This is a genomic window from Microbispora bryophytorum (genome assembly GCF_043197435.1).
GTDB classification, from domain to species: Bacteria; Actinomycetota; Actinomycetes; order Streptosporangiales; family Streptosporangiaceae; genus Microbispora; species Microbispora bryophytorum.
In genome coordinates this window covers 837,504-862,153 of the sequence record NZ_JBICTF010000002.1, presented here as the reverse complement: position 1 = coordinate 862,153, position 24,650 = coordinate 837,504, and the positions used below count along the sequence as shown (strand labels likewise).

General features: G+C 72.1%; 21 protein-coding genes. 11 read left to right on the top strand and 10 right to left on the bottom strand.

All coding sequences use genetic code 11. The features are described 5' to 3' along the window. Positions 1-91 precede the first annotated feature (91 nt). Positions 92-1,069: an L-threonylcarbamoyladenylate synthase gene (locus tag ACGFIB_RS08995; RefSeq protein WP_357238359.1), complete on the bottom strand. Its 978-nt coding sequence runs from the start codon at positions 1,067-1,069 to the stop codon at positions 92-94. Between the two features lie 509 nt (positions 1,070-1,578). Between ACGFIB_RS08995 and ACGFIB_RS08990 the strand changes: the two genes are divergently transcribed. The 4 genes from ACGFIB_RS08990 (at position 1,579) to ACGFIB_RS08975 (ending at position 8,121) form a co-directional block, all read left to right on the top strand. Continuing rightward, the gene (locus tag ACGFIB_RS08990; RefSeq protein ID WP_393369809.1) at positions 1,579-5,766 is read left to right on the top strand and encodes a SpoIIE family protein phosphatase; all 4,188 of its coding nucleotides are present in this window, start codon (positions 1,579-1,581) and stop codon (positions 5,764-5,766) included. After that, positions 5,766-6,068 carry an STAS domain-containing protein gene (locus ACGFIB_RS08985; protein WP_393369806.1) on the top strand — a complete coding sequence of 101 codons (303 nt, stop codon included), beginning with the start codon at positions 5,766-5,768 and terminating at the stop codon, positions 6,066-6,068. Before ACGFIB_RS08990 ends, ACGFIB_RS08985 begins: the two co-directional genes overlap by 1 nt. A gap of 164 nt (positions 6,069-6,232) precedes the next feature. After that, on the top strand, positions 6,233-7,438 hold the full coding sequence (locus ACGFIB_RS08980) for a cytochrome P450 (protein WP_393369803.1): 1,206 nt from the start codon (positions 6,233-6,235) through the stop codon (positions 7,436-7,438). 53 nt (positions 7,439-7,491) lie between these two features. Beyond that, positions 7,492-8,121 (top strand): TetR/AcrR family transcriptional regulator, encoded by a 630-nt coding sequence (locus tag ACGFIB_RS08975; RefSeq protein WP_357263804.1) that lies wholly within the window; start codon positions 7,492-7,494, stop codon positions 8,119-8,121. A gap of 12 nt (positions 8,122-8,133) precedes the next feature. On the opposite strand, the gene ACGFIB_RS08970 is transcribed toward ACGFIB_RS08975, so the two are convergent. Beyond that, positions 8,134-8,982 (bottom strand): helix-turn-helix domain-containing protein, encoded by an 849-nt coding sequence (locus ACGFIB_RS08970; RefSeq protein ID WP_357170952.1) that lies wholly within the window; start codon positions 8,980-8,982, stop codon positions 8,134-8,136. A gap of 85 nt (positions 8,983-9,067) precedes the next feature. On the opposite strand from ACGFIB_RS08970, the gene ACGFIB_RS08965 reads away from it, so the two are divergent. The 5 genes from ACGFIB_RS08965 (at position 9,068) to ACGFIB_RS08945 (ending at position 15,986) form a co-directional block, all read left to right on the top strand. After that, positions 9,068-9,895 carry an SDR family NAD(P)-dependent oxidoreductase gene (locus ACGFIB_RS08965; protein ID WP_393369798.1) on the top strand — a complete coding sequence of 276 codons (828 nt, stop codon included), beginning with the start codon at positions 9,068-9,070 and terminating at the stop codon, positions 9,893-9,895. Positions 9,896-10,146: 251 nt separating this feature from the next. Then, positions 10,147-11,343 carry an ROK family transcriptional regulator gene (locus ACGFIB_RS08960; protein ID WP_142576157.1) on the top strand — a complete coding sequence of 399 codons (1,197 nt, stop codon included), beginning with the start codon at positions 10,147-10,149 and terminating at the stop codon, positions 11,341-11,343. Between the two features lie 89 nt (positions 11,344-11,432). After that, complete coding sequence (gene argG / locus ACGFIB_RS08955; protein ID WP_357238349.1) at positions 11,433-12,881, top strand: argininosuccinate synthase; 1,449 nt, start codon at positions 11,433-11,435, stop codon at positions 12,879-12,881. A gap of 241 nt (positions 12,882-13,122) precedes the next feature. Beyond that, complete coding sequence (locus tag ACGFIB_RS08950; RefSeq protein ID WP_457852307.1) at positions 13,123-14,940, top strand: glycoside hydrolase family 15 protein; 1,818 nt, start codon at positions 13,123-13,125, stop codon at positions 14,938-14,940. Continuing rightward, a complete protein-coding gene (locus tag ACGFIB_RS08945) occupies positions 14,940-15,986 on the top strand; it encodes a glucose 1-dehydrogenase (RefSeq protein ID WP_393369793.1) in 1,047 nt (348 codons plus the stop codon). Before ACGFIB_RS08950 ends, ACGFIB_RS08945 begins: the two co-directional genes overlap by 1 nt. Positions 15,987-16,015: 29 nt before the next feature. Here ACGFIB_RS08945 and ACGFIB_RS08940 read toward each other — a convergent pair whose 3' ends face one another. The 5 genes from ACGFIB_RS08940 to ACGFIB_RS08920 all read right to left on the bottom strand — a co-directional run bounded on the left by ACGFIB_RS08940 (position 16,016) and on the right by ACGFIB_RS08920 (position 20,878). Continuing rightward, entirely contained in the window at positions 16,016-16,819 is an 804-nt protein-coding gene (locus tag ACGFIB_RS08940; RefSeq protein ID WP_357238341.1) for an STAS domain-containing protein, read from the bottom strand. Further along, positions 16,809-17,678 carry an MEDS domain-containing protein gene (locus ACGFIB_RS08935; RefSeq protein ID WP_357238339.1) on the bottom strand — a complete coding sequence of 290 codons (870 nt, stop codon included), beginning with the start codon at positions 17,676-17,678 and terminating at the stop codon, positions 16,809-16,811. The genes ACGFIB_RS08940 and ACGFIB_RS08935 overlap by 11 nt, the downstream gene beginning before the upstream one ends. A gap of 102 nt (positions 17,679-17,780) precedes the next feature. Continuing rightward, complete coding sequence (gene cydB, locus ACGFIB_RS08930) at positions 17,781-18,794, bottom strand: cytochrome d ubiquinol oxidase subunit II (RefSeq protein ID WP_393369789.1); 1,014 nt, start codon at positions 18,792-18,794, stop codon at positions 17,781-17,783. Between the two features lie 13 nt (positions 18,795-18,807). After that, positions 18,808-20,082 carry a cytochrome ubiquinol oxidase subunit I gene (locus ACGFIB_RS08925; RefSeq protein ID WP_393369786.1) on the bottom strand — a complete coding sequence of 425 codons (1,275 nt, stop codon included), beginning with the start codon at positions 20,080-20,082 and terminating at the stop codon, positions 18,808-18,810. A 157-nt stretch (positions 20,083-20,239) separates the two neighbouring features. Beyond that, positions 20,240-20,878, bottom strand: coding sequence for a TetR/AcrR family transcriptional regulator (locus ACGFIB_RS08920; RefSeq protein ID WP_393369783.1), 639 nt, complete (start codon positions 20,876-20,878; stop codon positions 20,240-20,242). A 95-nt stretch (positions 20,879-20,973) separates the two neighbouring features. On the opposite strand from ACGFIB_RS08920, the gene ACGFIB_RS08915 reads away from it, so the two are divergent. After that, positions 20,974-21,618, top strand: coding sequence for an isochorismatase family protein (locus ACGFIB_RS08915; RefSeq protein ID WP_393369780.1), 645 nt, complete (start codon positions 20,974-20,976; stop codon positions 21,616-21,618). A gap of 104 nt (positions 21,619-21,722) precedes the next feature. Here ACGFIB_RS08915 and ACGFIB_RS08910 read toward each other — a convergent pair whose 3' ends face one another. Further along, positions 21,723-22,841, bottom strand: coding sequence for a helix-turn-helix domain-containing protein (locus ACGFIB_RS08910; protein WP_393369777.1), 1,119 nt, complete (start codon positions 22,839-22,841; stop codon positions 21,723-21,725). Between the two features lie 371 nt (positions 22,842-23,212). Between ACGFIB_RS08910 and ACGFIB_RS08905 the strand changes: the two genes are divergently transcribed. Continuing rightward, entirely contained in the window at positions 23,213-23,383 is a 171-nt protein-coding gene (locus ACGFIB_RS08905) for a hypothetical protein (protein WP_393369775.1), read from the top strand. Between the two features lie 35 nt (positions 23,384-23,418). Here ACGFIB_RS08905 and ACGFIB_RS08900 read toward each other — a convergent pair whose 3' ends face one another. Beyond that, a complete protein-coding gene (locus tag ACGFIB_RS08900) occupies positions 23,419-23,844 on the bottom strand; it encodes a DUF3147 family protein (RefSeq protein ID WP_393369772.1) in 426 nt (141 codons plus the stop codon). Next, complete coding sequence (locus ACGFIB_RS08895; RefSeq protein WP_393369769.1) at positions 23,841-24,311, bottom strand: DUF3147 family protein; 471 nt, start codon at positions 24,309-24,311, stop codon at positions 23,841-23,843. The genes ACGFIB_RS08900 and ACGFIB_RS08895 overlap by 4 nt, the downstream gene beginning before the upstream one ends. Between the last annotated feature and the right edge of the window lie 339 nt (positions 24,312-24,650).

Below are 24,650 nucleotides of genomic sequence, written 5' to 3'. Positions count from 1 at the left end.
CATCGCATGAACACGTGACGAAGGAATTGCTTGCCTCGTCTATGGCCTGGTCTCGAGGTGCGGGCGCAGGCGGGCGCGACCTGGCCACCGGTCACTGCGAGGGCCGGGGCCCCGCGGCGCGGCGGAGCCGGTTGGCGATCGCGAGTCCCAGCCCCTCCTCCACCGGCAGGGACGCGACGATGAGGTCGCACCCCCGCTGGTCGAGCTCGCGCAGGAACCCGTACAGCCCGCGCGCGTAGGCGGCCGTCGAATGCGGGACCGTCACCACGGCGTGCGCCTTCACCTGGGCGCCCGCGAAGGAGGGGGGAAGAAAGACGCCCACCTGGTGCCCTAGCTCCTGCGCGAGCTCGGCTTCGGCGACGACCTTCCCGGGCTCCACGAGGACGACCCGCGCGCGCGGTGCGTAGTGTGACGGATGCTGGCCGGGCACCCGGACGGCGCTCGTCGACGGAACCGCGAGCGGGTGCCCGAGCACCGCTTCGAGGTCCTCGCGCGTCACCCCGCCGGGCCGCAGGATGCTCGGAATGTCGCCCGTGGCGTCGACGATGGTGGACTCGACGCCGACTCCGCAGGAGCCGCCGTCCAGCACGAAGTCGACGGCGTCGCCGAGCTCCGCACGGACGTGGTCCGCCGTCGTGGGGCTGACCGAGCCGAAGCGGTTGGCGGACGGGGCCGCGACGCCTCCGCCGAAGGCCGACAGCAGCGCGAGCGCGACGGGGTGATCGGGCACGCGTACGGCCACCGTCTCCAGGCCGCCGGTCGCTTCGAGAGGCACCCGGGGACCGCGCCGCAGGACCAGCGTGAGCGGCCCCGGCCAGAAGCGTTCGGCCAGCAGGCGCGCCGTCTCGGGCACGTCCTCGGCCCAGTCGCCCAGGTGCTCGGCGCCGGCGATGTGGACGATCAGCGGGTGGGAGGGCGGGCGCCCCTTGACCTGGAAGACGCGCGCGACGGCGGCGGGGTTTTCGGCGTCGGCGCCCAGACCGTAGACGGTCTCGGTCGGGAGGGCCACGAGGCCTCCGGCGCGCAGCACATCGGCCGCCTTCTCGATGTCACCGGTTCCTGCCGTCACCCTCGCGATCCTTTCACTGTTCCGCTCTCCACATGCCGGGCTCTCGCCGGCGCGTGGCGGCGAACCACGGCCGGCGGCACCGCGTGGGCCGGGACGGACGAGATCCGGCACAGCGGCACAGGGGAACCACGGGGGAACATCGCCAGGACGGCCCCTGACTCAGCGTAGAACCCGCAGGTCCTCCCCCGGCCGCCCGGGCTGCGCCCGCTCGCCTCCCCGGACGCTTCCCGGGCCGTCACCCGGGCCGTCACGCGGGCCGTCACCCGGGCCGTCTCGCCACCCGGGACGCCGGCTCCCCCGCGCGGCCAATCCCGGGCGGCTGACGGGGCCGGCAGGCCGCCGGACCCGCGCTTCATGCGATTCATCCGGGTTCGACATCGCGGGAGTATCCTGCTGCGCACGTGTCACCGACCTCTCCCCGCCGCCTTGCGAGGCCTGCCGCGCGGCAACGGCGTGGTACGGAGTCCGGCGTGGCTGGGGTGGGCTCGGCGTGAACGAAAGGGTGTCAAGTGACGCGCTGTGAGGACGCTGAGCGGGGGCCGTCGACAGCGGCCGGAGCCGGGGTGTTCTCGGTCGACGACGAGGTCGGCCGGGACCTGGCGTTGGTGGACTGGCGGGCGACCCCGCTCGGGCCGCCGGAGGAGTGGCCGCAGAGCCTGCAGACGGCGGTGAGCATCCTGCTGTCGTCCCGGTTCTCCATGTGGATGGCGTGGGGGCCGGAGCTGACCTTCTTCTGCAACGCCGCCTACCGCCGCGACACCCTGGGCCGGAAATACCCGTGGGCGCTGGGCCGGCCCGCCAGCGAGGTCTGGGCGGAGATCTGGGACGACATCGGCCCGCGGATCGACACCGTGCTGGCCACGGGGGAGGCGACCTGGGACGAGGCGCTGCTGCTGTTCCTGGAGCGCGCCGGTTATCCGGAGGAGAGCTACCACACGTTCTCCTACAGCCCCCTCAGGGACGACTCCGGCACCGTGGTCGGCATGTTGTGCGTCGTCAGCGAGGAGACCGAGCGGGTCATCGGCGAGCGGCGCATGGCGACCCTTCGGGATCTCGGCTCCGATCCCAGCGTGGTCCGCACCGAGCAGGAGATGCTGGCCTTCGCCTGCCGGCAGCTCGGCCGCAATCTGCACGACCTTCCGTTCACGTTGACCTACCTGTTCCAGGACGGCGGCGGCGCACGGCTGGCGGGGGTGACCGGCGATGCCGCCGGGCATCCGGCCGCCCCTCTCACGCTGCCGGCCGACGCCCCGGACGCGATCTGGCCCGCGGCGGCGCTGGCCCGGGGAGAGTCGGTGATCGTGCCGCTCGACCCTGTCCCACTCGATGGGGCCCCGTTCACCGGTCTGCCGGCCGGAAACTGGCCGGAGCCGCCCACGCAGGCGCTGGTGGTGCCGCTGCTCCAGCAGGGCAGTGCGCCGTACGGGTTCCTGGTGGCCGGGCTCAACCGCTACCGCCCTCTGGACGAGGCGTACCGCGGGTTCATCGAGCTGGCCGCGGGGCACGTCGCGGCGGGCGTCGCGAGCGCCCGCAGCTACCAGGCCCAGCAGCGGCGGGCGGAGGAGCTGGCCGAGCTCGACCGTGCGAAGACCGTCTTCTTCTCCAACATCAGTCACGAGTTCCGCACGCCGCTGACCCTGATCATGGGGCCGGTGGAGGAACTGCGCGGGCGCCTGCAGGGAGCCGACCCGCAGGTGCGCGAGGAGCTGGAGGTCATCCGCCGCAACGGGTTGCGGCTGGGCAAGCTGGTCAACACCCTGCTCGACTTCTCCCGCATCGAGGCCGGCCGGATGCAGGCCAGCTATGAGCCGGTCGACCTGGCCACCGTCACCGCCGAGCTGGCCAGCCTCTTCCGCTCCGCCGTCGACAAGGCGGGCCTGGACTTCCGGGTCGACTGCCCTCCCTCTGACGAGCCGGTCTACATCGACCGCGGCATGTGGGAGAAGGTGGTGCTCAACCTGCTCAGCAACGCGTTGAAGTTCACCTTCCAGGGCGCGATCGGCGTCACCGTGCGCCGGGAGGACGACCACGCGGTGGTGACCGTCACCGACACGGGGATCGGCGTCCCGGCCGAGGAGGTGCCGCGGCTGTTCGAGCGGTTCCACCGCATCGAGAACGCGCGCTCGCGGTCCAACGAGGGAAGCGGCATCGGGCTGGCCCTCGTGCACGAGCTGGTGAGCCTGCACGGCGGCACCATCGGCGCCGACAGCGTCGAGGGCGAGGGCACCCGTTTCACCATCCGCCTGCCGTACGGCTCCGCGCACCTGCCCGTCGAGGGGATCACCACGGCCGGCGTCGGCGCCGGCGCCACCACCGCGGACCCGTACGTCGAAGAGGCGCTGCGCTGGCTGCCCGCCGACGACGGCCGTGAGCCCGCCGGGGACGCGATGGGGCTGCCGTCCCACGACGGCTCCACCACCCGGTCCAAGGGCTCGGCGGTCCCGGCGCGCGTGCTGGTCGCCGACGACAACGCCGACATGCGCGGGTATCTCGTCCGGCTCCTCAACGGCGCCGGTTATCTCGTCAGCACCGCGAGCGACGGGATGGAGGCCCTGGACGCCATCCGCGCGGACGCCCCCGACCTCGTGGTCAGCGACGTGATGATGCCGCGTCTGGACGGTCTGTCCCTGGTCGCGGCGCTGCGGTCCGATCCGCGCACCGCCGCCGTGCCCGTGGTGCTGCTGTCGGCCCGGGCGGGCCAGGAGGCGTCCATCGAGGGCTTGCAGGCCGGAGCCGACGACTACCTGGTCAAGCCCTTCGCCGCCGCGGAGTTGCTCGCGCGGGTGCGGGCGAACATGGACATGGCGCGGCTGCGCCAGCACCAGGCGCGCTGGCGCAGCGCACTGGTGGACTCGCTGCAGGAGGCGTTCTTCGTCTGCGACGAGCAGGGCGCCGTCATCGAGATCAACAACGCCTTCGCCGAGATCCTCGGCTACGGCCCCGAGAGCCTCCCCTACACGCCGATCCATCCGTGGTGGCCGGACGCCGCCACCGATCCCGCCGCTCACCAGCAGGTCGCCGACGCCTTCAGCGGCCTTCTCGGTCCCGGCCAGGGCAGCTACACCATCCCGGTCACCCACCGCGACGGGCACCGGCTGTGGATCAGCGTCACCTTCAACCAGGCGCAGGATCCCGACACCGGGCGGAACGTCGTCGTCGGCACCTTCCGCGACGTCACCGCCGAGCATTACGCCATCCAGCGCGAGAGCGCCCTCGCCTCGCTGAGCACCGGCCTGTCCCAGGCCGGGAGCCTTTCCCACGCGCTGACCGGCGCACTGCGGGAACTGCGGAGCCTGTGGCGCGCCCGGTCGGTTCTGGCCGCCGTCTTCGACCACGGCGAGGAGCCGACCCTGACCGTCGACGGCGAGCCGGTGGACTGGCACGGGCTGCCGGACGATCGCCGCCGGGTGGTCACCGATCTGCTGCGGCGGCCGCTGCTCACCCCGGTCGCCGACCGCGACGGGGTCGGCATCCTGCTGGAGCACCCCGAGGGCCAGATGGCCCTGCGCATCGGCTTCGGCGACCGCCGGCCCTTCACCGGCGAGGACCAGGTGCTGCTGTCGCTGCTGGCCGGGCGTCTCGCCCAGGGACTGGTGCGCGCCCACCAGATCGACCAGCAACGCGAGACCGCCATCGCGCTGCAGCGCGCCATCCTCGGCCCCGCCCGGCTTCCCGAGGGGTTCGCCGTACGCTACGAGCCCGCCACCCGGCCCCTTGAGGTCGGCGGCGACTGGTACGACACGATCGCCCTGCCGGGGGGACGCATCGGCATCGTCGTCGGCGACTGCGTCGGGCGCGGGGTGGACGCCGCCGCCGTCATGGGGCAGTTGCGCAGCGCGTGCCGCGCGCTGCTGCTGCAGGACGACAGCCCGGCCCGCGTGCTCATGGCACTGGACCAGTTCGCCGCCGGCGTCCCCGGCGCGAGGTGCACCACCGTCTTCTGCGCCGTCCTCGACCCGGAGACCGGGCGCCTGTCCTACTCCAGCGCCGGGCATCCGCCGGGGATCCTCGCCCACCCCGACGGCAGCACGGGCCTGCTCGACGGCGGGCGCTCCGTTCCCCTGGCCGTACGCCCTGGGGCGACCCGCCCGGAGAGCGAGACGATCATCCCCGCGCGCGCCACGCTCATGCTGTACACGGACGGCCTGGTCGAGCGCCGCCGCCGCCCGCTGTATTCGGGCATCGACCAGGCCAGCCAGGCCGTCCAGGACGGCAGGAACGTCGCCGTCGACGACCTCGCCACCCAGGTGATGATCCGCCTGGCGCCCGCCGACGGCTACGACGACGACGTGGCTCTGCTGCTCTACCGGCACCCGGCCCCGCTGGAGATGAGCTTCCCCGCCGAGTCGTCCCAGCTGGCGCCCGTCCGCAAGGCCCTGCGGAGCTGGCTCGGCCAGTGCGACCTGCCGGCCCAGATCGTTCAGAACATCCTGGTCGCCGCCGGTGAGGCGTGCGCGAACGCCATCGAGCACGGCCACCGCCACACCCCTGGCGACGTCGTCCGTCTGCGGGCCGAGGCGTCGGTCGACAACCTGCGTCTCACCGTCGCCGACACCGGCCGCTGGAAGTCCCCCGAGCCGGAGGCGAACGCCCACCGCGGCCGCGGTGTCGCGCTCATGCGCGCCATGATGCAGCAGGTCACCATCACCCCCGGCCCGTACGGGACCACCGTCGACATGCAGATGAGGATCGCCTGATGACCACGCCCCTGACCCTCACTCCTGGGGTTCGCCCGGACGGCGCCGCTCTCCTGACCGCGGCCGGTGAGATCGACATGAGCAACACCGACGCCCTGGAGGCCGCTCTCGAAAGCACGCCGGGGCCCGTCGTCCTCGATTTGACCTCCGTCGAATACCTCGACAGCGCGGGCCTGAGCGTCCTTTTCGCGCACGCCGACCGCATCACCCTCATCGCCAATCCGCTGCTGACTCCCGTCCTGACCATCTCCGGGCTGGCGGACATCGCGACCGTCCACGACGGCGACCCCGACGGCCGGTAGTTCCGGCGCTCCCAGGCGCTCCCAGGCGCTCCGGCCTGCGGTCCATCCCCTCGGTGAGATTTTGCCCCCACTTGCGTTGATCTATTTACACGAGTCATGTGATAGTTGACTATCAAGTGGCGCTCGACGGCTCGTGCTGAACGATGATCCGCTCTGGAGGCATCATGACCACTGCCGAACCCCGGACCTTCCCCTTCGGCCAGGTGGAGCGGCTGGAGGTGGACCCGCTCTTCTCCCGGTTGCGGCAGGAGGAACCGCTGAGCCGGGTCCGGCTGCCCTACGGTGAACCCGCGTGGCTCGCGACCCGCTATGAGGACGTCAAGGTCGTGCTCGGCGACCCGCGGTTCAGCCGGGCCGCGGCGATCGGCCGCGACGAGCCGCGGATGCGGCCCCACCGGTCCCGCCCCGGCACCATCCTCAGTTTCGACCCGCCCGAGCACAGCAGACTGCGCAGGCTGGTGTCGAAGGCGTTCACCGTACGGCGGATCGAGCTGCTGCGGCCGCGGACCCAGGAGATCGCCGACGAGCTCGTCGGCGCGATGCTGGTCAAGGGCGCCCCGGCCGACCTCGTCGAGGACTTCGGGCTGCCGCTGCCGATCACGGTCATCTGCGAGTTGCTGGGCGTTCCCGTCGAGGACCGGGTCGACTTCCGGACCTGGTCGGACGCGCTGCTGTCCACCACGCGGTTCACCCCCGATGAGGTGACGCGCTGCATGGGCCTGCTCCGCGAGTACATGGCCGGCCTGATCGCCGAGCGCCGGCAGGCCCCGAAGGACGATCTGCTCAGCGCGCTCGTCGCGGCCCGCGACAACGAGGAGAGGCTGTCGGAGGAGGAGATGCTGTCGCTGGCCGAGGCGCTACTGGTCGCCGGTCACGAGACGACGGCCACGCAGATCCCGAACTTCGTCTACGTGCTGCTCACCCACCCCGAGCAGATCGCGGCGCTGCGGGCGGACCTCGACCTGATCCCCAGGGCGGTCGAAGAGCTGATGCGCTTCGTCCCGCTCGGAGGCGGCGCTTCCATCGCCCGCTACGCGCTGGAGGACGTCGAGCTCGGCGGCGTCACGGTGCGCGCCGGGCAGGCGGTGGTCGTGAGCCTGGTGTCGGCCAACCGCGACGAGTCGGTCTACACGAACCCCGGCGAACTCGAATTCGACCGTCAGCAGGCCTCGCATGTGGGGTTCGGGCACGGGGCGCACCACTGCCTCGGCGCCCCGCTCGCCCGGATGGAGCTTCAGGTCGCTCTGCGTACGCTGCTCGCCCGGCTGCCGGGACTGCGCTTCGCCGGCCACGAGGACGACGTCGTGTGGAAGACGGGGTTGTCCACCCGAGGGCCCGAGCACATGCCGGTCACCTGGGACGAGCCCTGACGAGGGTACCGAGCTAATCGATAGTCACCTATCACTTTTGTTAACCTGTGGTGGTGACCACCGAGAGCTCACGGCGGCTGCGCGCCGACGCCGCACGCAACTCCGGCAGGATCCTGCGCGCGGCCCGGGAGGTCTGGGCCGAGCAGGGCCCCGACGCGCTGCTCGAAGACATCGCCCGCCGCGCCGGGGTCGGCATCGCGACGCTCTACCGTCACTTCCCCGACAAGGCGGGCCTGGTCCGGGCGGCCCTCGACCAGAGCTTCGCCGAGAACATCGCCCCCGCCATCGAACGGGCACTCGGCGACGACGATCCCCGGCGCGGTCTGACGGCCGTGCTGGAGGCGGCGATGTCCACGGCGGCCCGGGAACACAACACCCTGGCCGCCGCGCGGAACTCCGGCGCCGTCACCGCGGAGGCCAGCAGCCCGTTCATCGAGTCGCTGACCCTGCTGGCCCGGCGCGGGCAGGAGGCGGGTCTCATCCGTGCCGACCTCGTCCCCGACGACCTGCCGCGGATCATGGTCATGCTGATGGGCGTCCTGTGGACGATGGATCGCGGCAGCGACGGCTGGCGGCGCTACCTCGCGCTCGTCCTCGACGCCCTGTCTCCCGGCGCGGCCTCCCCGCTGTCGCCCGCCGTGCCGCTCAGGTCACCGCGCAAGCGGGGCGGCTGGCCCGTGTGACGCACGGGCGGCCTACGGCAAGCGGGTCGCGTCGTGATCCGGTCCGGGAGCGGTGAGCCTGGCGAGCGCGGCGGCCGAGGGCGTTCCGGGCTCGACCTGGTAGGCGATGACGACCTGGCCGTCCGTCCCGGCGACCGTCAGGCTGTGACGCCGCAGGACGAGCGGTCCGGCGACGGGATGGGCGAACTCCTTCGTCTCGTATCGCGTCGGGCGGACGTCGTGGCGTTCCCACAGGCGGCGGAAGTCCTCGGAGGCCGCCGACAGCTCCTCGACCAGCTCGCGCAGGGCCGGGTCGCCGAGGTCGGCGCCGGCCACGGCCCGGAGCGCGGCGACCGAGTCGGCGGCGACGGCGTCCCACTGGGGGAACAGCGCCCGAGCGTAAGGATCGAGGAAGACGTCTCGGACGAGGTTGCGGCCAGGCCGATACATGGGCGCGAGGGCCATCGCCGGCGCGTTGGCGGCCAGCACGTCGAACCGCCGTCCCCGCAGGTAGGCGGGTATGCCCACCCACGCGTCGAGGAGAGACCCGGCCCCCGGGGCCGGTCGCTCGCGCGCCCGGCGGGCCGGGCCGCCGTTCGGTCTCGACGCGTCACGGGCCAGGGCGTGGAGGTGGGCAGTGAGGTCGGCGTCGAGGCGCAGGGCGGCCCCGAGCGCGTCGAGCACCTGCTCGGAGGGGTTGCGGTCCCGGCCCTGCTCAAGCCGGGTCAGGTAGGCGAGGCTGACGCCCGCGAGCGCGGCCAGCTCGTCGCGGCGCAGCCCGGCCACGCGGCGCCGCCCGAGCGCGGGCAGCCCGGCGTCCTCCGGGCGTACGAGCGCGCGGCGGGCCTTGAGGAAGCTGCCGAGAGCGTTGGTGCCGGGCATGTCACCCGCCACTGTACGCAGCGCCCGATGGTGACCCTGTCACGGTGATGGCTGCGCCGTCCCGCGGGGAGGCAGAGTGATTGTCATGAGTACCGGAAACGCAATCACCTGGTTCGTCACGGGAGCGTCCCGCGGCTTCGGAAACGTGTGGACGCGGGCGGCGCTGCGGCGCGGCGACCGGGTCGTCGCGACGGCGCGCGACGTCGCCGCGCTGAAGCCGCTCGCCGACGAGTTCGGCGACGCGATCCTCCCGTTGACGCTCGACGTCACCGACCGGGAGGCCGCCTTCGCCGCGGTGGACCGGGGGGCCGAACGCTTCGGCGGGATCGACGTCGTCGTCAACAACGCCGGGTACGGCCTTTTCGGAGCGGTGGAGGAGGTCACCGAAGCCCAGGCGAGAGCTCAGCTGGAGACGAACCTGCTCGGCGCGCTCTGGATCACCCAGGCCGTGCTGCCCGGGATGCGGGAACGCGGACGGGGCCACATCCTGCAGGTGTCGAGCATCGGCGGCGTCGCCGCGTTTCCCATGCTTGGGCTCTACAACGCGTCGAAGTGGGGCCTGGAGGCGTTCAGCGAGTCGCTCGCCCAGGAGGTCGCCCCGTACGGCATCAAGGTAACGATCATCGAGCCCGGCCCGTACGGCACCGACTGGAGTGGATCGTCGGCCGTCCACGCCGAGCCGCATCCCGCGTACGAGCACGTCCGGGAGGCTCGCCGGGCCGCCGCGGCGGGCAGGAAACCGATCGACGCCGAGGTCACGGCGGAGGCGGTCCTCTCGGTCGTGGACGCGGAACGGCCCCCGTTGCGCCTGTTCCTGGGGAGTTACTGCCTGCCGATCGCCGAGCGGGCCTACGCCGAACGCCTGGACACCTGGCGGGAGTGGCGCGCCCTCTCCGAGTCCGCCGACGGGTGACCCGTCCCTCGGGCCGGCTCTCGGCGCCCGGCCGGAAGGGGAACCTTCGGCCGGGCCGCCGGCCACGGCCGATTAAAAGCGGAGTTCCGGCCCGAGCCCGGCAATGAAAGTTTCATCGCCGGGCGGTCTCCGGAGCCGACCGGACTTCCTCACAAAATCCTTCCCGGAAGAGTGGGCGCGGTGAAATTCCGGCCGCCGCCGGACTACGCGAGGATGCCCGGCGAGGCGCCGCCCGGTGAGAAACTTGGGAGGTGGAGACCTCGGTGCCAGGGCGAGCCGAAACACGGCTTCAGGCCAAAATACTTACGCGATTGCGTGACGCCGGTCCGCAATCACGCATTCAGCTGTCAGAACACTTCGAAGTGTCACGCACCACGATCGGGACGGAACTCAGCCGGCTTACGGCGCTTCAACTCGTCGAGGAAATCGGGCCCGCCGCGTCTCGTGGAGGGCGCCGGTCGACCGTTGTCGATCTCGCCGGGCGGGTCCGGTTCGTCGGCGTCGCGATCGGCGCGACCTCGGTTTCCGCCGCGGTCACCGACGGCAGGCTGCGCGTTCTCGCATTCGAGCGCGCCGAATGCGACGTACGCCAGGGTCCCGAGCCCGTGCTCGAACTCGCCATGGAACAGAGCCGCCGGCTGCTCCTGAAATCGGGAGTGGACCGGCCGATGGGCGTCGGCGTCGGCGTGCCCGGCCCGGTCGACTTCTCTCGCGGTATCCCGATCTCGCCACCGATCATGCCGGGGTGGGACGGTTATCCGATCCGCGATGTCTTCGGCATGCGGTTCGATTGTCCGGTCGTACTCGACAACCATGTCAATGCAATGGCCCTGGGCGAACAACACGCCGGTGCGGCCGGCACCGCCGAGAACTTCCTGTTCGTCAAGGTCGGCGCGGGCATCGGCTGCGGAATCGTCGCCAAGGGCGAGCTCTATCGCGGCATGGACGGGTGCGCGGGGTATATCGGGCACATACCGGTCGCCGATTCGGGCGAGATCTGTGTCTGCGGCAACACGGGATGCCTGGAGGCGTCCTTCGGCGGCGACGCGCTGGCCCGCGACGCGCTCGCCGCGGCCCGGTCCGGGCGCTCACCCCTGCTCGGGGAACTCCTCGAACGCGACGGCACGCTGACCGCCGTGCAGGTGGGCGAGGCGGTCGCCGCGGGTGACGCGACGTCCGTCCAGATGGTGCGCGACGGCGGACGGCGGGTGGGCGAGGTGCTCGCGGGCCTGGTGTCGTTCTTCAACCCGAGCCTCATCGTGCTGGGTGGCGGGCTCACGCTGCTGGGCCACGTGCTGCTCGCCGAGATCCGCGGTGCGATCTACCGCCGCTCGCCGCCCCTCGCCACCAGGAATCTGCCGATCACGATGAGCGACCTCGGCCCGCAGGCCGGCGTCATCGGCGCGGCCAGGCTCGTGAGCGAGGAGGTCTACGGCGTTCTCCGGTGATCGGCGCTCCCGCCCGGACGGTCGCCGATGACGACATCCGTGCCACACGGGATTGCATGATCATGCATTCCCGTGTATATATTCTACTCGTGTCCAAGGTGCTCACTTCTCTGCCTGTCGGCGAGCGTGTCGGGATCGCCTTCTCCGGAGGCCTCGACACCTCGGTAGCGGTCGCATGGATGCGGGAGAAGGGTGCAGTACCGTGCACCTACACCGCCGAAATCGGCCAGTACGACGAACCTGACATCGCCTCGGTGCCGGGGCGTGCCACCGCGTACGGCGCGGAGCTCTCCCGGCTGGTCGACTGCCGGGCGGCCCTGGTCGAGGAAGGTCTCGCGGCCCTCGCCTGCGGGGCGTTCCACATCAGGTCCGGCGGCCGCACGTACTTCAACACCACCCCGCTCGGGCGGGCGGTCACCGGCACCCTGCTGGTGCGCGCGATGCTCGAGGACGGCGTGCAGATCTGGGGAGACGGCTCCACCTTCAAGGGCAACGACATCGAGCGGTTCTACCGCTACGGTCTGCTCGCCAACCCCTCCCTGCGGATCTACAAGCCATGGCTGGACGCCGACTTCGTCAACGAGCTCGGCGGGCGCAAGGAGATGTCCGAGTGGCTGCTCGCCCACGGGTTGCCCTACCGGGACAGCGTGGAGAAGGCCTACTCCACCGACGCGAACATCTGGGGTGCGACCCACGAGGCCAAGTCTCTTGAGCACCTCGACACGGGCATCGAGATCGTCGACCCCATCATGGGCGTGCGTTTCTGGGACCCCGACGTCGAGATCGCCACCGAGGACGTCACGATCGGCTTCGAGCAGGGCCGTCCGGTGACGATCAACGGCAAGGAGTTCCCCTCCGCCGTCGATCTGGTGCTGGAGGCCAACGCCGTCGGCGGACGGCACGGCCTGGGCATGTCCGACCAGATCGAGAACCGGATCATCGAGGCCAAGAGCCGGGGCGTCTACGAGGCGCCGGGCATGGCGCTGCTGCACGCGGCCTACGAGCGGCTGGTCAACGCGATCCACAACGAGGACACCCTCGCCAGCTATCACAACGAGGGGCGGCGGCTGGGCAGGCTGCTCTACGAGGGCCGCTGGCTGGACCCGCAGGCGCTGATGCTGCGCGAGTCGCTGCAGCGCTGGGTCGGCATGGCGGTGACCGGGCAGGTGACCCTGCGGTTGCGGCGCGGTGAGGACTACTCCGTGCTGGACACGTCCGGACCGGCGTTCAGCTACCACCCGGACAAGCTCTCGATGGAGCGCACCGAGGACTCCGCCTTCGGCCCGGTGGACCGCATCGGACAGCTGACGATGCGCAACCTCGACATCGCCGACTCTCGCGCCAAGCTGGAGCAGTACGCCAGGATGGGCATGGTCGGCAGCCAGCAGCCGGCGCTGATCGGAGCCGCCCAGGCGGCCTCGACCGGGCTGATCGGCGCGATGCCCGAGGGCGGGGCCGAGGCGATCGCCTCTCGCGGTGAGGTCTCCACCGAGGAGGAGCTGCTCGACCAGGCCGCCATGGAGCTCGGCACCGACTGACCGGGCCGCCACGGAGCTCGGCACCGACTGACAATCACGATGGGGCGCCCGCTGTGCGGGCGCCCTTGTCGTGCCGACCTGCTCGCCCGCACCGTGAGACGCGCCGTCCCGGCGAACGCGCAAAGGTGGGTAGGCCGCGGAGCCGCTCGGGGCCACTGTTGATCAACCTGTGCATACGTGCCCTTTGCCCGGGTAGCGCGGGCCTTGTTCGCGAGATCGACCCCCGGAGGGGGGAGGCGCGGTGGCACTGCGGATCGAGGACTACGGGCTGCTCGGCGACCTGCACACGGCCGCGTTGGTGGGGCGCGACGGGTCGATCGACTGGTTGTGCCTGCCCCGGTTCGACGCCCCCGCCTGTTTCGCCGCCCTGCTCGGCGACGAGCGGGCGGGCCTGTGGCGCCTCGCCCCCGCGGCCGGCGGGCTGTGCACGCGCCGCCGCTACCGGGGCGACTCCCTGATCCTGGAGACGGAGTGGGACACCCCCGAGGGATCCGTACGCGTGATCGACGCGATGCCGCCACGGGGTGAGGCGGCCGACGTGGTGCGCGTCGTGGAGGGCGTCAGCGGGCGGGTGCCGATGCGCATGGCGCTGCGGCTGCGGTTCGACTACGGGCACATCGTGCCCTGGGTGCGGCACCAGGACGGGCGGCTCGCGGCCGTCGCCGGACCGGACGCCGCCTGGCTGAAGACACCGGTGCCGCTCCGCGGCGAGGATATGACCACCTATGCTGAATTCGAGGTGGTTGCCGGGCAGCGGGTGCCGTTCGTGCTGACCTATCGGCCTTCGCACGAGCGCATGCCGCGTCCGGTGGACGCGGACAAGGCCCTCGCCGACACGGAGGCGTTCTGGACGTCGTGGATGCGCGGCTTCCGGCACGAGGGCCGGTGGGAGGAGGCCGTGCGCCGATCACTGGTCGTGCTGAAGGCGCTGACCTATGCGCCGACCGGCGGCATCGTGGCCGCGGTCACCACATCGCTGCCGGAGCAGCCGGGCGGGCCGCGCAACTGGGACTACCGGTTCTGCTGGCTGCGCGACGCGACGTTCACGCTGCAGGCGCTGCTGGGCACCGGCTTCGTCGCCGAGGCCAGGGCCTGGCGGGAGTGGCTGCTGCGGGCCGCGGCCGGAGCCCCGGCCGACCTGCAGATCATGTACGGCATCGACGGCACCCGCCGCCTGCCGGAACACACGCTCGACTGGCTGGGCGGCTACGACGGCGCGGCTCCGGTGCGGGTCGGCAACGCGGCGTCCGGGCAGTTCCAGCTCGACGTGTGGGGTGAGGTCCTCGACGGGCTGCACCTGGCCAGGACGGCCGGCATCCACGCCGACGAGCAGGCGTGGGACCTGCAACGGGCGCTGCTGGACTTCCTGGAAGGCCACTGGGACGACCCGGACAACGGGCTGTGGGAGGTGCGCGGCGACCGCCGCCACTTCGTCCATTCCAAGGTCATGGCGTGGGCGGGCCTGGACCGCGCCGTACAGGCCGTCGAACGCTTCGGCCTGGACGGGCCGGTGGACCGGTGGCGCGCCACCCGCGACAAGATCCACGCCGAGGTCTGCGACCGCGGCTACGACGCCGGGCGGGGCACGTTCACCCAGTTCTACGGCTCCGAGGGGCTGGACGCCGCCCTGCTGCTGATCCCCCGGGTGGGGTTCCTGCCCTGGGACGACCCGCGGGTGGCCGGCACCGTCGAGGCGGTGCGACGCGAGCTGTGCTCCGACGGTTTCCTGCTGCGATACGAGCCGCGGGCCGACGGCAACGTGGACGGCCTTCCCGGCACCGAGGGGGTGTTCGTCACCTGCACGTTCTGGCTCGCCGACGCCTTGTACGGCATCGGCCGCCATCGGGAGGCGTACGAGTTGTTCGAACGGCTGCTGCTTCTTCGTAACGATCTCGGCCTGCTGAGTGAGGAGTACGACCCCGTCACCGGGCGGCAGCTCGGCAACACGCCCCAGGCGTTCAGCCACGTCGGGCTCGTGAACGCGGCCCGCCACCTGTCCGGGGCCCGGCCGGCCGAGCACGTCGCCCACGGCCGCCAACACGTTGGAGGTGAGCGCTGATGCGCGCTCTCACCGTCATACCGCTGCAGAAGGACTCCCTGGCCGTCACCGAGGTCCCCGATCCCGAGCCGGGCGAGGGGGACCTGCTCGTCGAGGGTCTCGCCGCCGGCGTGTGCGGCACCGACAAGGAGATCGCCGCCGGGGAGTACGGCTGGGCCCCGCCCGGCCGCGAACGCCTGGTCATCGGCCACGAATCGCTGGGCAGGGTGCGGCAGGCGCCTTCCGGCAGCGGCTTCGCCCCGGGGGACCTGGTGGTCGGAGTGGTCCGGCGGCCCGACCCGGTGCCGTGCGGCGCCTGCGCGCACGGGCAGTTCGACATGTGCCGCAACGGCCGCTACACCGAGCGCGGCATCAAGGAACTGGACGGATTCGCCAGCCAGAGCTGGGTGGTCGAGCCGGACTACGCCGTCCGGCTCGATCCCGGGCTGGCCGACGTCGGAATGCTCCTCGAACCCACCAGCGTCGTAGCCAAGGCCTGGGACGAGGTCGAGAAGGTCGGCGCCCGGGCCTGGTTCGCGCCGACGACCGCGCTGGTCACCGGCGCCGGGCCGGTCGGCCTGCTCGCGGCGTTGCTCGGCGTGCAGCGCGGGCTGGAGGTGCACGTCCTCGACCGGGTCACGGACGGCCCGAAACCGGCCCTCGTGCGGGACCTCGGCGCGGTCTACCACTGCGAGGACGCCGGGGAGGTCGCCGCGAAGGTGCGCCCCGACGTGGTCATCGAGGCGACCGGCGTGGGACCGGTCATCTTCGCCGTGGCCGCGAACACCGCGCCCTACGGCATCGTCTGTCTCACCGGTGTCTCCTCGGCCGGGCGCCGGATCACGCTCGACGCGGGCAGCCTCAACCGCGACATCGTGCTGGAGAACGATGTGCTCATCGGCTCGGTCAACGCCAACTGCGGCCACTACGCCACCGCGGCCGACGCCCTGGCCAAGGCCGACCTCGGCTGGCTGAACCGGTTGATCACCCGCAGGGTGCCGCTGGAGTCGTTCCGGGACGCCTTCACCGCCGGGCCGCAGGACGTCAAGGTCGTCGTCGAGCTGTGACGGCTCCACCGACCAGATGATCAGCCGCTTCAGGGGAGCGGGAACAGGTGGACCGCCTTGGCGGGTGTCTCGCGGGTCGTGAACGGAACCGGGCTGAGCGCGTCGAGGCGCTCGGCGAACTCGGCGGCGAGGCCGGTCAGGACCAGCATCCCCGCCGTCGTCTCCGCCACGCGCTGCTGCGCCACGATCAGGGCGGTGATGCCGGTGCTGTCCCAGTAGGTCACCGCGGAAAGGTCGATCACCAGCCCTGCCGCCGGTGTGCCGGAGACGAGCTCCCCGACCGCCGCAGTGATCCGGGGGGCCGCCTGCTCGTCGAGGGCGCCGTCCAGCTCCAGGACGGCGTGTGAGTCGAGACGGCGCAGCCGTGGGGTGGCGGACCGATGCGATCCGGGCCCGGGGAGGGCGAAGTCGGCCGTGGCGAGGGTGCCGTCCGGGCCGGAGGCGATTGTGAACCGGTCCGACAGGTAGCGGGCGAGCCACAGCCCGTGCCCGTGCTTGACCGGCCACGCGGCGGTGTCGTGGTCGGACGAGCCGGGGTCGCCGACCTCGCACCGCAGCACGCCGTCGAGCTGCCAGATCCTCGCCTGCCCGGTTCCCGAGCCGTGGAAGACCACGTTGGTGGCGAGCTCGTGGACGGTGAGGACCAGGTCCACGGACCGTCCATGGGGCAGCCCGGCGTGGACGACGTGCGCGTGCAGCGTCTCCCGCAGGGGGTAGAGGGACCCGCGGTCGAAGGGCTGGTCGAGGATCAGCACCGGCGTCGCGGCGTCCCGCTCGCCGCTGCCGGAGCCCGAGGCGAGGCGGGAGGCGTGGTTGGTTCCGTCATCGCTCATGCGCGGTCACCAGGCTGATCCCGGGAATGCCCTGCGCGCCGAGCAGCACGAACCGCGGCACGATGGCTGGGCTGCATCGCAGGACGACCCTGCGGGCCGGCGCCAGGCTCCGTGCCACGTCGATGATGGTCCGGGTGCAGGACAGGTCGATGAAGGACAGCTCGGCCATGTTGATCGTGACGGGGCCCTCCGTCCTGATCGCCTCGCTCAGCGCCAGGGCCAGGGCGTCCTCGGCCGCCCGGTCGATCTGTCCCGCCACCCGGATGCCGGGAGGCGCGTACTGGCGGCAGATCCGCAGCAAAGGGTCGTCGTGATAGGTGGCCGCGGCGACCGCCCGCGTGTGGAACGGGGAGACCGAGGCGAGGGTGACCGGGTCGAAGCGTTCCCGGTCGTACTGGCACAGCACCGACACGCTGCTGTCCGACAGGATCGTCGCGATCTGCTCCTCGAAGGCGGGCAGTTGCTCGACACCGTGGACCGGCCGCAGCGCCCAGCCCATGTCGAGGGCCACCCGCAGCCCCGAGTAGCCCTCGTGCGCGGTCAGCTCCATCTGGGAGCTCAGCCACCCCATCGCGTGATCCACCGTGAAGACCTGCCCGGACAGCAGGCCCTCCTGAGAGGCGACGACGTCCATCCGGCCGCTCGCGGTGGCGGACTGCACGGCTATCCCGCGGCGGTTCAGCTCGGCCAGCGCTCCCTGCGGCTCCTCGCACAACCAGACGACGCGCAGCCCTCCCGCCAGCCCGTCCCGTACGAACGCGGCCGTGAGGTCGAGCAGTTCTTCCGGCTCACCGAAGGTCAGGCACGCGTGATCATTGATTGCCAGATCCGTGATCTGCACCTCTGCACTGACGGTCACCGTGCCACCACCCCCGAGCGGTCCCGGCCGCCCACCGTCTCAACGGGCTACCCATCCTAGTGACCGGCATTCGTCAAGAATCGGTCTCGGTCGGCGGGAGGGCTACAGGTACGTCGGCGTACGGCCGGTTCGGTCGCGGAACATCCACCAGTTCCAGACCTGGGCGAGGAGCATCAGCGGCACCATGACCGCGGCGAAGCCCGCCAGCAGCCGCAGGGTGCTCGCCTCCGCCATCGCAGCGGCCAGTCGCAGGCCGGTGCCGGGGGCGCTGGAGGAGACCAGCGCGAAGGGGCGCAGGCCGGCGCCGAGGGCGACGACGGGCAGGGCGGCCGCGCACGAGGTCGCGGCGAGAGCAGGGCCCGTACGGCCCGCCCGCAGCAGAGCCGCCCCAGCGAGGAGCGCGATCACCAAGGCGGCGCCGGCCACGAAGGCGGGCCACGGGTGGACGAGGGCGTGCCGCGCCGAGGAGAGGGAGCCGGTGACGAGGACGGCGGCCGCCGCCGCGGCGGCCACGAGCAGGCCGCGGCGGCCGGCCCTCGCCGCCCGCGCGCCCGGCTCGCCGTCGGTCCGCCATGCCAGGAAGGCCGCCCCGTGCGCGAGGAACACCGCGGCGGTCGTGGCGCCGCACAGCAGCACGAACGGGTCGAGCAGGTCGGCCGGTCCGAGGGAGAAGGCGTTCCGGGCGTCCAGCGGCACCCCGGCGAGGATGCGGCCGGCCACGAGCCCCCACCCCACGGCGGGCACCAGCCCGCCCAGGAAGATCAACCCATCCCAGAGGCGGCGTGCCGCGGCGCCCCGGTGGCGGCTGCGCAGCTGTACGGCGGCGTTGCCGACGACGATTCCGGCCAGGATCGCCGTGAACAGGAAATACATCCCGGACAGCAGCCGTCCCTCCAGGAAGGGGAAGGCGCCGAACAGCACCCCGGACGCGGCCACCAGCCAGACCTCGTTGCCGAGGAAGAACGGGCCGAAGGCGTTGAGCAGCGCCCGCCTCTCGCGGTCGTCACGGCCGAGCCGGGGCGTGAGCATCTGCACGCCGTAGTCGAGACCGGCCAGGACGAAGTAGCCGGCGAACAGCAGCCCGAGCAGGGCCGGCCACACGAGTCCGAGAGTCACGAGGGCTCCTCTTTCACAGGGCGAGTGACGTTGTGGGCCGCTCCGCCTGCCCGTCGCCGGGTGATCCGCCCAGGTCGGTTTCGGCCGGGCCGCGGCGGGCGTACCGGACGATCAGCGCCACGTCGGCGACCCCCAGCGCGAGGAACACCCCGCAGAACAGGACCAGAGACGCCGCCATCGAGCCGACGGGCGACCGCGCGGCGGCCGTCGTGAGCTCGCCGTACACCGCCCACGGCTGGCGTCCCACCTCGCGCAGCAGCCATCCGCCGAGCGCGGCGACGAAGGGCAGGGGCACCGCGACCAGCATCAGGTACGCCGCCGGGCGGAACCGGAGGTACCAGTCCCGGTAGAGCAGGACGAGGGCCACGACGATCAGCAGGAAGATCAGATAGCCGACGTTCTGCATGACGTCGAAGGCGGTGGCGATCCAGGTGGGCGGCCGGTAGTCCCCCGCGCCGAACCGCTGCGCCAGTTGCGCCTGCACGTCCTCGACCCGCAGGGAGCCGAGGTCGTCGATGTGGCCCCGCAGGGTCGCCGCCTTCATCGGCTGGGTGTCCACGAGCGTCGGGATCTGCACGAACCCGTAGTAGAGCGCGACGAACGCCGCTGGCGTGGCCACGAACAGGCCGAGCCGCAGCGACGCGCGGAAGAACTCCCGCTCCGCCGTGCGCTTGAGGAAGTGGTAGGAGCTCACCCCCGCCACGAACACTCCACCGGTCATCAGCGCGGCGGTGGCGGCGTGAACCAGCGCGTTGATCGCGTTGGGGTTGGTGAGCATGGCGCCGAAATCGGTGAGGTAGGCGACGCCGCCGCGCACCTCGTGCCCCACCGGGTGCTGCAGGAAGCCGTTGGCCACCATGATCCAGTACGCCGAGGCGTACGCGGTGAGGGTGACCAGCCAGATCAACGTGACGTGCACCGCCTTGGGCAGCTTCCCCCAGCCGAAGATCCACATGCCCAGGAAGGTGGACTCGGCGAAGAAGGCGACGATCGTCTCGAGTGCGAGCGGGGCGCCGAAGACGTTGCCGGCGTACTCGGCCAGGCCGCTCCAGGCGAGCCCGAACTGGAACTCCATGACCAGGCCGGTGACGATGCCCAGCACGTAGTTCACGACGTAGATCTGCCCCCAGAACCGGGTCATGCGCTCCAGGAGCGGTGTGCCCCGGAGGGCGTGCCGGGTGTGCATCACCGCGATCAGCGGGGCGAGGCCGAGGGTGAGCATCACGAACAGCCAGTGGAAACCGGCGGTCGCCGCGAACTGGAGGCGCGCCAGCGTCTCGTCCGTCACCGCTGTGGGCCCGTCATCGACGTTCGCCCGTCACCGGCGGGGAGAGGTCCGGGCGTGGGGGGTGCGACAAATCAGCCCTTTTCTCGCAAAGTCCGCAAGAGTGGACGGATCATATCCTCACGCGTCCCGCGGCAGGTGCTCGGGGCAGCGGGCCCGATCAGGACGACGCGGGGGCCGTCCCTGCGGAGCCGAACAGGATGCCGTCGAGCGTCATCGTGAGGTAGCGGGTCAGCTCGCCGGCCGACATGGCCGCGATGGGGCCGTCAGCCAGGACGTACCGGCTGAACGTGACCCCGATGAGGTGCGCGCCGAGCAGGTCGACCCGCAGTGGGACGTCCGGGCCGGTGAGCGCGGTGCGGTAGGCGGCGATGCTCTCCTCGCGCATGGCCCGCAGCAGTGCCTTGGCGGCCGCCTGGTCACCGGCCGCGCTGCGTACGAGGGCGATGAAGGGGTCGGCGCTGTCGGCCGACTCCATGCGGGCGACGTAGGCGTGCGCGACCCGCCCGGCCAGGCCCTCGGCGTCCCCACGGACGCTGTCGGCGAGGTCGCGCGTCCCCGGCACGGCGGCGAGGAAGAGCTGCTCCTTGGAGGAGAAGTGCAGCACCACGAGCCCGTGGGTCACCCCGGCCCGCTGCGCGATCTCCCTGATGGTCGCCTTGGCGTACCCGCGCTCGGCGAAGACCGAACGTGCCGCGGTGAGGATCGCGGCTCGTCGGGCCTCGGGGTCGCGCACCCGCTTCCTCCGGGGGGCGGGCGCGGGCTCCGCGGCGCTGGACTGTGACGCGTCGGACACCATGCCGCTTACTGTACACATGGACATTAGCGGCGACGTCGGCGTACATTACTGACCACGTGGTCAGTAGTAGTCCCCGCATATCAGGAGTGATCGCGATGAACCTCGCCCCGCTCTCTCCCGACGACACCACCGTGGTCCTGGTCGACTACGCCGTCGGCTTCGCCAACCTGCTCCGCTCACACGACCTGCGCGAGCACATCGCCAACGTCGCCGGTCTTGCCAGGACGGCCACGGCGTACGGCAGCGGCCTGGTGGTGACCAACGGTGAGGCGTCCAAGCCCTCGGGCCCGCTCTATCCGGAACTGCTGGAGGTCATCGGCGACCGGCCGGTGATCGAGCGCACGACGGCGTTCAACTCGTTCCTCGATCCGGCCTTCGCCGAGGCCGTCCGTGCCACCGGCCGCCGCAGGCTGGTCATCGGCGGCATCGCCACCGACGGGTGCGTGCTGCAGACCGCGCTCGGCGCGTTGCGCGAGGGCTACGAGGCGTACGTCGTGGTGGACGCTACGGCGAGCCTCAGCAGGGAGGCCCACGACGCGGCGGTGCAGCGGATGGCGATGTCCGGCGTCGTGCCGGTCACCTGGTGGTCGCTGGCCGCCGAGTTCCAGTTGGAGCCGCGCTTCGCCGACGCGCCGTACCGCACGCAGTTGATGAGCGAGTTCCAGCCGGCCATGACGATGGCGGGCCGCACGTTCTTCGCCGGCGTGCACCAGGGGCGGCTGGCGCCCGCGACGGCCTGAACCGGGGCCTGAAACCCGGCGCCTGAAACCCGGGGCCTGAACCCGGGGGTCTGAGACGCAGCCGGGGCGCTGGGGATGAAGGGCGGGAACGGAGGCGCGACGGGCTATTCGGGGTCGATGAGGAAGGTCTGTCCGGGCGCTGAGGCGCAGGGCCGTTCCACGGCCTCCGCTCCGGGCCGGCCGTGGTCCCCGTTGATCGCGAGACACCGGCCGCTCGATGCCGGCCGGATGCGGTACCCGTCCCCGTTCGCCGGCTCCAGCCGGAAGCGCTGGTTGGGCCGGGCGCCGGTGCAGTCGTCCCAGGGCTCCAGCATGCCCGCCGCCGGGCCTGCCGGTATCACCGTCAGACAGCCGACGCCCTTCGCCGGATCGGGATGATCCCATTGCAGGTGGACCAGCCCGCCGCCTGCGGGCGTGAGGAAGGTACGCGGCGGAACCGCGGTGGCGCAGGGACGCAGGACCGCCACCTCGTCATCGTGCGCGACGTCCCTGGCACGCCCCGCCGTCAGGCACAGGGAGGGATCCGCGGCCGGCCGCACCCGCACCCACCTGCGGGCCGGTGCCGGTCCGTGCGACGCGGCGGGCAGGTTCGACGGTGCCGGGGCGGCCGAGATCGGCGAGGAGTCGCGGGAGGCCGCCTCACCGGTGGACAAGCGGTCGAACTGCCAGGCTCCGACCAGGCAGAGCAGGGCCAGGGCCGGGGCGCCGGCCACCAGTCTCCGAGACGGAGCCTTCCGCCCGGAGACCTCGCGCACGGACGGCGAGGCCGGGACCCGACCGGTGCCGCTCCCGCTCGCGACGATGCCCGGGGACTCGTCCGGTGGGCAGACGTCTCGTCCGGGAGCCGGCGAGGCGGACGCGGGCGGCATCCCGTCGGAGGCCACAACGCACGTCTCACCGACGGGCGCGGCAGGCGCGTCGCCGGGCAGCGGAGTGGTCATCTCTCGGGCGACGGCCAGGCGTCGGCGGACGCCCACCCACTCGGCGACGATGTCGTCGTCCACCCCACAGGCCCGCACGAACGCGGCGAGCAGGTCTTCGCGCGGCAGATCCTGACGACCGAGCGCGTCGGCCAGCGTGGCGCGCGGCAGGACATCGCCCACGGCCTCGGCGCGGCGTTCAAGCTGACGGTAGCTGCACCCGCTCCACGCCCGGAGCCGTCTCATCAAGGCGACGAACTCCGCGGGCGTGGCGGCCCGCGGCTGCGGCCGGGTGTCGGTCACGCGCACTCCATCCCGTAGATCCCTGCGCTTCCACGGCAGCCTATGCACGCTCCGGGGGTGTCCGAGATCGTCCGGAAGTGTCCGGGACGCCGCCCAGGTATGGACGTGGACCCGCGTGCCGGGCCACGGTGGCCGTGCACAGCCCGTCAGCGCCGGAGCACCCAGGTGCTCGGGGACGGCGTCACGGGGGCGGGCTGTGGCGGCGGACGTGACCGCTCATCGCGGCAGCGGGTGGCGGCGCACGCATCCTCTGCGGGTGACTGGCGCACGTCCGCCGCCGTATTTCTCTCGACGTAAGGGATACGCACCGTGGCACGCATAGTCCTGTCTGTTTTCACCACCCTTGACGGCGTCATCGAGAACCCGCACTAGTGGGCTTTCGGTTCGTCAGCGAGGACTCGATGCGGGCCGGCCTCGACCAGATCCGCGCGGCGCGGGCGTTCTCCTCCGGCGTGGTCCTGCTCACCTACGAGCCGACCGGCGAGGGCCTCGCCGACCCGGGCGCCGCGCGCCGGGCGGCCGAGGCGAACGCCAAGGGCTGATCGGCACCGCCGTGACCCGGCTCCGCCGATCGGGCTCAGCGACGGAGCCGGGTCACGGTGGCGTACAGGGCCAGGGAGAGGGCCGCCCAGGTGAGGGTGGCGATCGTGAGGGACAGCCACAGCGGCCAGACGGTCACCGTGAGCGCCACCACGACGGCGAAGCCGTACAGGCCGACGGTGCCGAAGGCCGCCCCCGCCACGTCCTGCGCGGCCTGGCGTGCGCCCTCCTCCTTGGCGACGAGGGTGACGCTCGCCAGCAGGATCGCCGGGAACGCGAGGAAGAGCCCGCCCGCGCGCGGGCCGGCCAGCACGGACACCACCCCGGCGAGCGCCGACACTCCGGCGCCGAACGCGAACCGGATCACCCAGTCGCGCATGGGCGGTCGCCTCAGCTCGCCGAGCCGCAGCCGCACCTTCCTGCCGTCGTCGGAGGCCGGGTCGCCGTCACGACGGGTGCTCACGACAGGCGCGCCGGTGGCGGGGGGAGCTCCGGGGCCGTCGGCGGGGGCTGGTCCGGGGAGGCCGGCTGGGGAAGCGAAGCGGGGACCGCCGTGGTCCGGACGCCGGGCAGGCCCTGCGGCGCCAGCGCGTATCCGGCGGCCACGGCGACGCCCCAGACCGCGAGCGCGGCCAGCGCCCCCCGCCAGACGCCCCACCTGCGCACCAGGGGAACGGTGATCAGGCAGTAGAGGGCGAAGCCGACCGCGCCGACCTGCATGCCCCGGGCCGAGGCGAGGACGTCGGGGACACCGGCGATGCCGGCGGTGACGATGAGGCTGGCCAGGGCCACCGAAGGGGCGGCGCAGAACACCCCGGCGAGTCGTTTCGGCGTCAGCGTCTCGGCCAGCGCGGCGAAGGCCAGCACGAAGACGCCCCCGGCCAGCGCCTTCAGGAGGACCTCCACGATCTGATCGGTCACCTCGCCCACGCCGCGTCCCCTCCCCGAAGCCGGCACAGGAAGCCGGCACAGATGCTCGGGGGGCGTCGCTCGCCGGTTGAACCGCGTTGATTTCCGGCACCGGTGCGCCCGAAACCCTCGGCGTGGACGGCGTACAGAGCTCGTCAATACTCGGTTCGAACCCGTATTAAAGCCGTCAAGAGCCACCAAATGCCACCGATCTCGGACTTTGCTTGTGCTGAGACCGTCGTGGTGCGGCGGACGTGAGTCACAACCGACGGACGTGAATCACAACCGGGGAGTGGGGATGGCGGACGTCATCTTCGTCGCTCTGACGATCGCGGTGTTCACGATCGTGGGGCTTGTCGT

Excerpts from the sequence above, each read along its gene's own strand:
- ACGFIB_RS08945 (WP_393369793.1), top strand. The coding sequence starts at position 14,940 with ATGCGCGCTCTCACCGTCATACCGCTGCAGAAGGACTCCCTGGCCGTC.
- ACGFIB_RS08915 (WP_393369780.1), top strand. The coding sequence starts at position 20,974 with ATGAACCTCGCCCCGCTCTCTCCCGACGACACCACCGTGGTCCTGGTC.
- ACGFIB_RS08965 (WP_393369798.1), top strand. The coding sequence starts at position 9,068 with ATGAGTACCGGAAACGCAATCACCTGGTTCGTCACGGGAGCGTCCCGC.
- ACGFIB_RS08940 (WP_357238341.1), bottom strand. The coding sequence starts at position 16,819 with ATGAGCGATGACGGAACCAACCACGCCTCCCGCCTCGCCTCGGGCTCC.
- ACGFIB_RS08980 (WP_393369803.1), top strand. The coding sequence starts at position 6,233 with ATGACCACTGCCGAACCCCGGACCTTCCCCTTCGGCCAGGTGGAGCGG.
- ACGFIB_RS08985 (WP_393369806.1), top strand. The coding sequence starts at position 5,766 with ATGACCACGCCCCTGACCCTCACTCCTGGGGTTCGCCCGGACGGCGCC.
- ACGFIB_RS08970 (WP_357170952.1), bottom strand. The coding sequence starts at position 8,982 with ATGCCCGGCACCAACGCTCTCGGCAGCTTCCTCAAGGCCCGCCGCGCG.
- ACGFIB_RS08920 (WP_393369783.1), bottom strand. The coding sequence starts at position 20,878 with ATGGTGTCCGACGCGTCACAGTCCAGCGCCGCGGAGCCCGCGCCCGCC.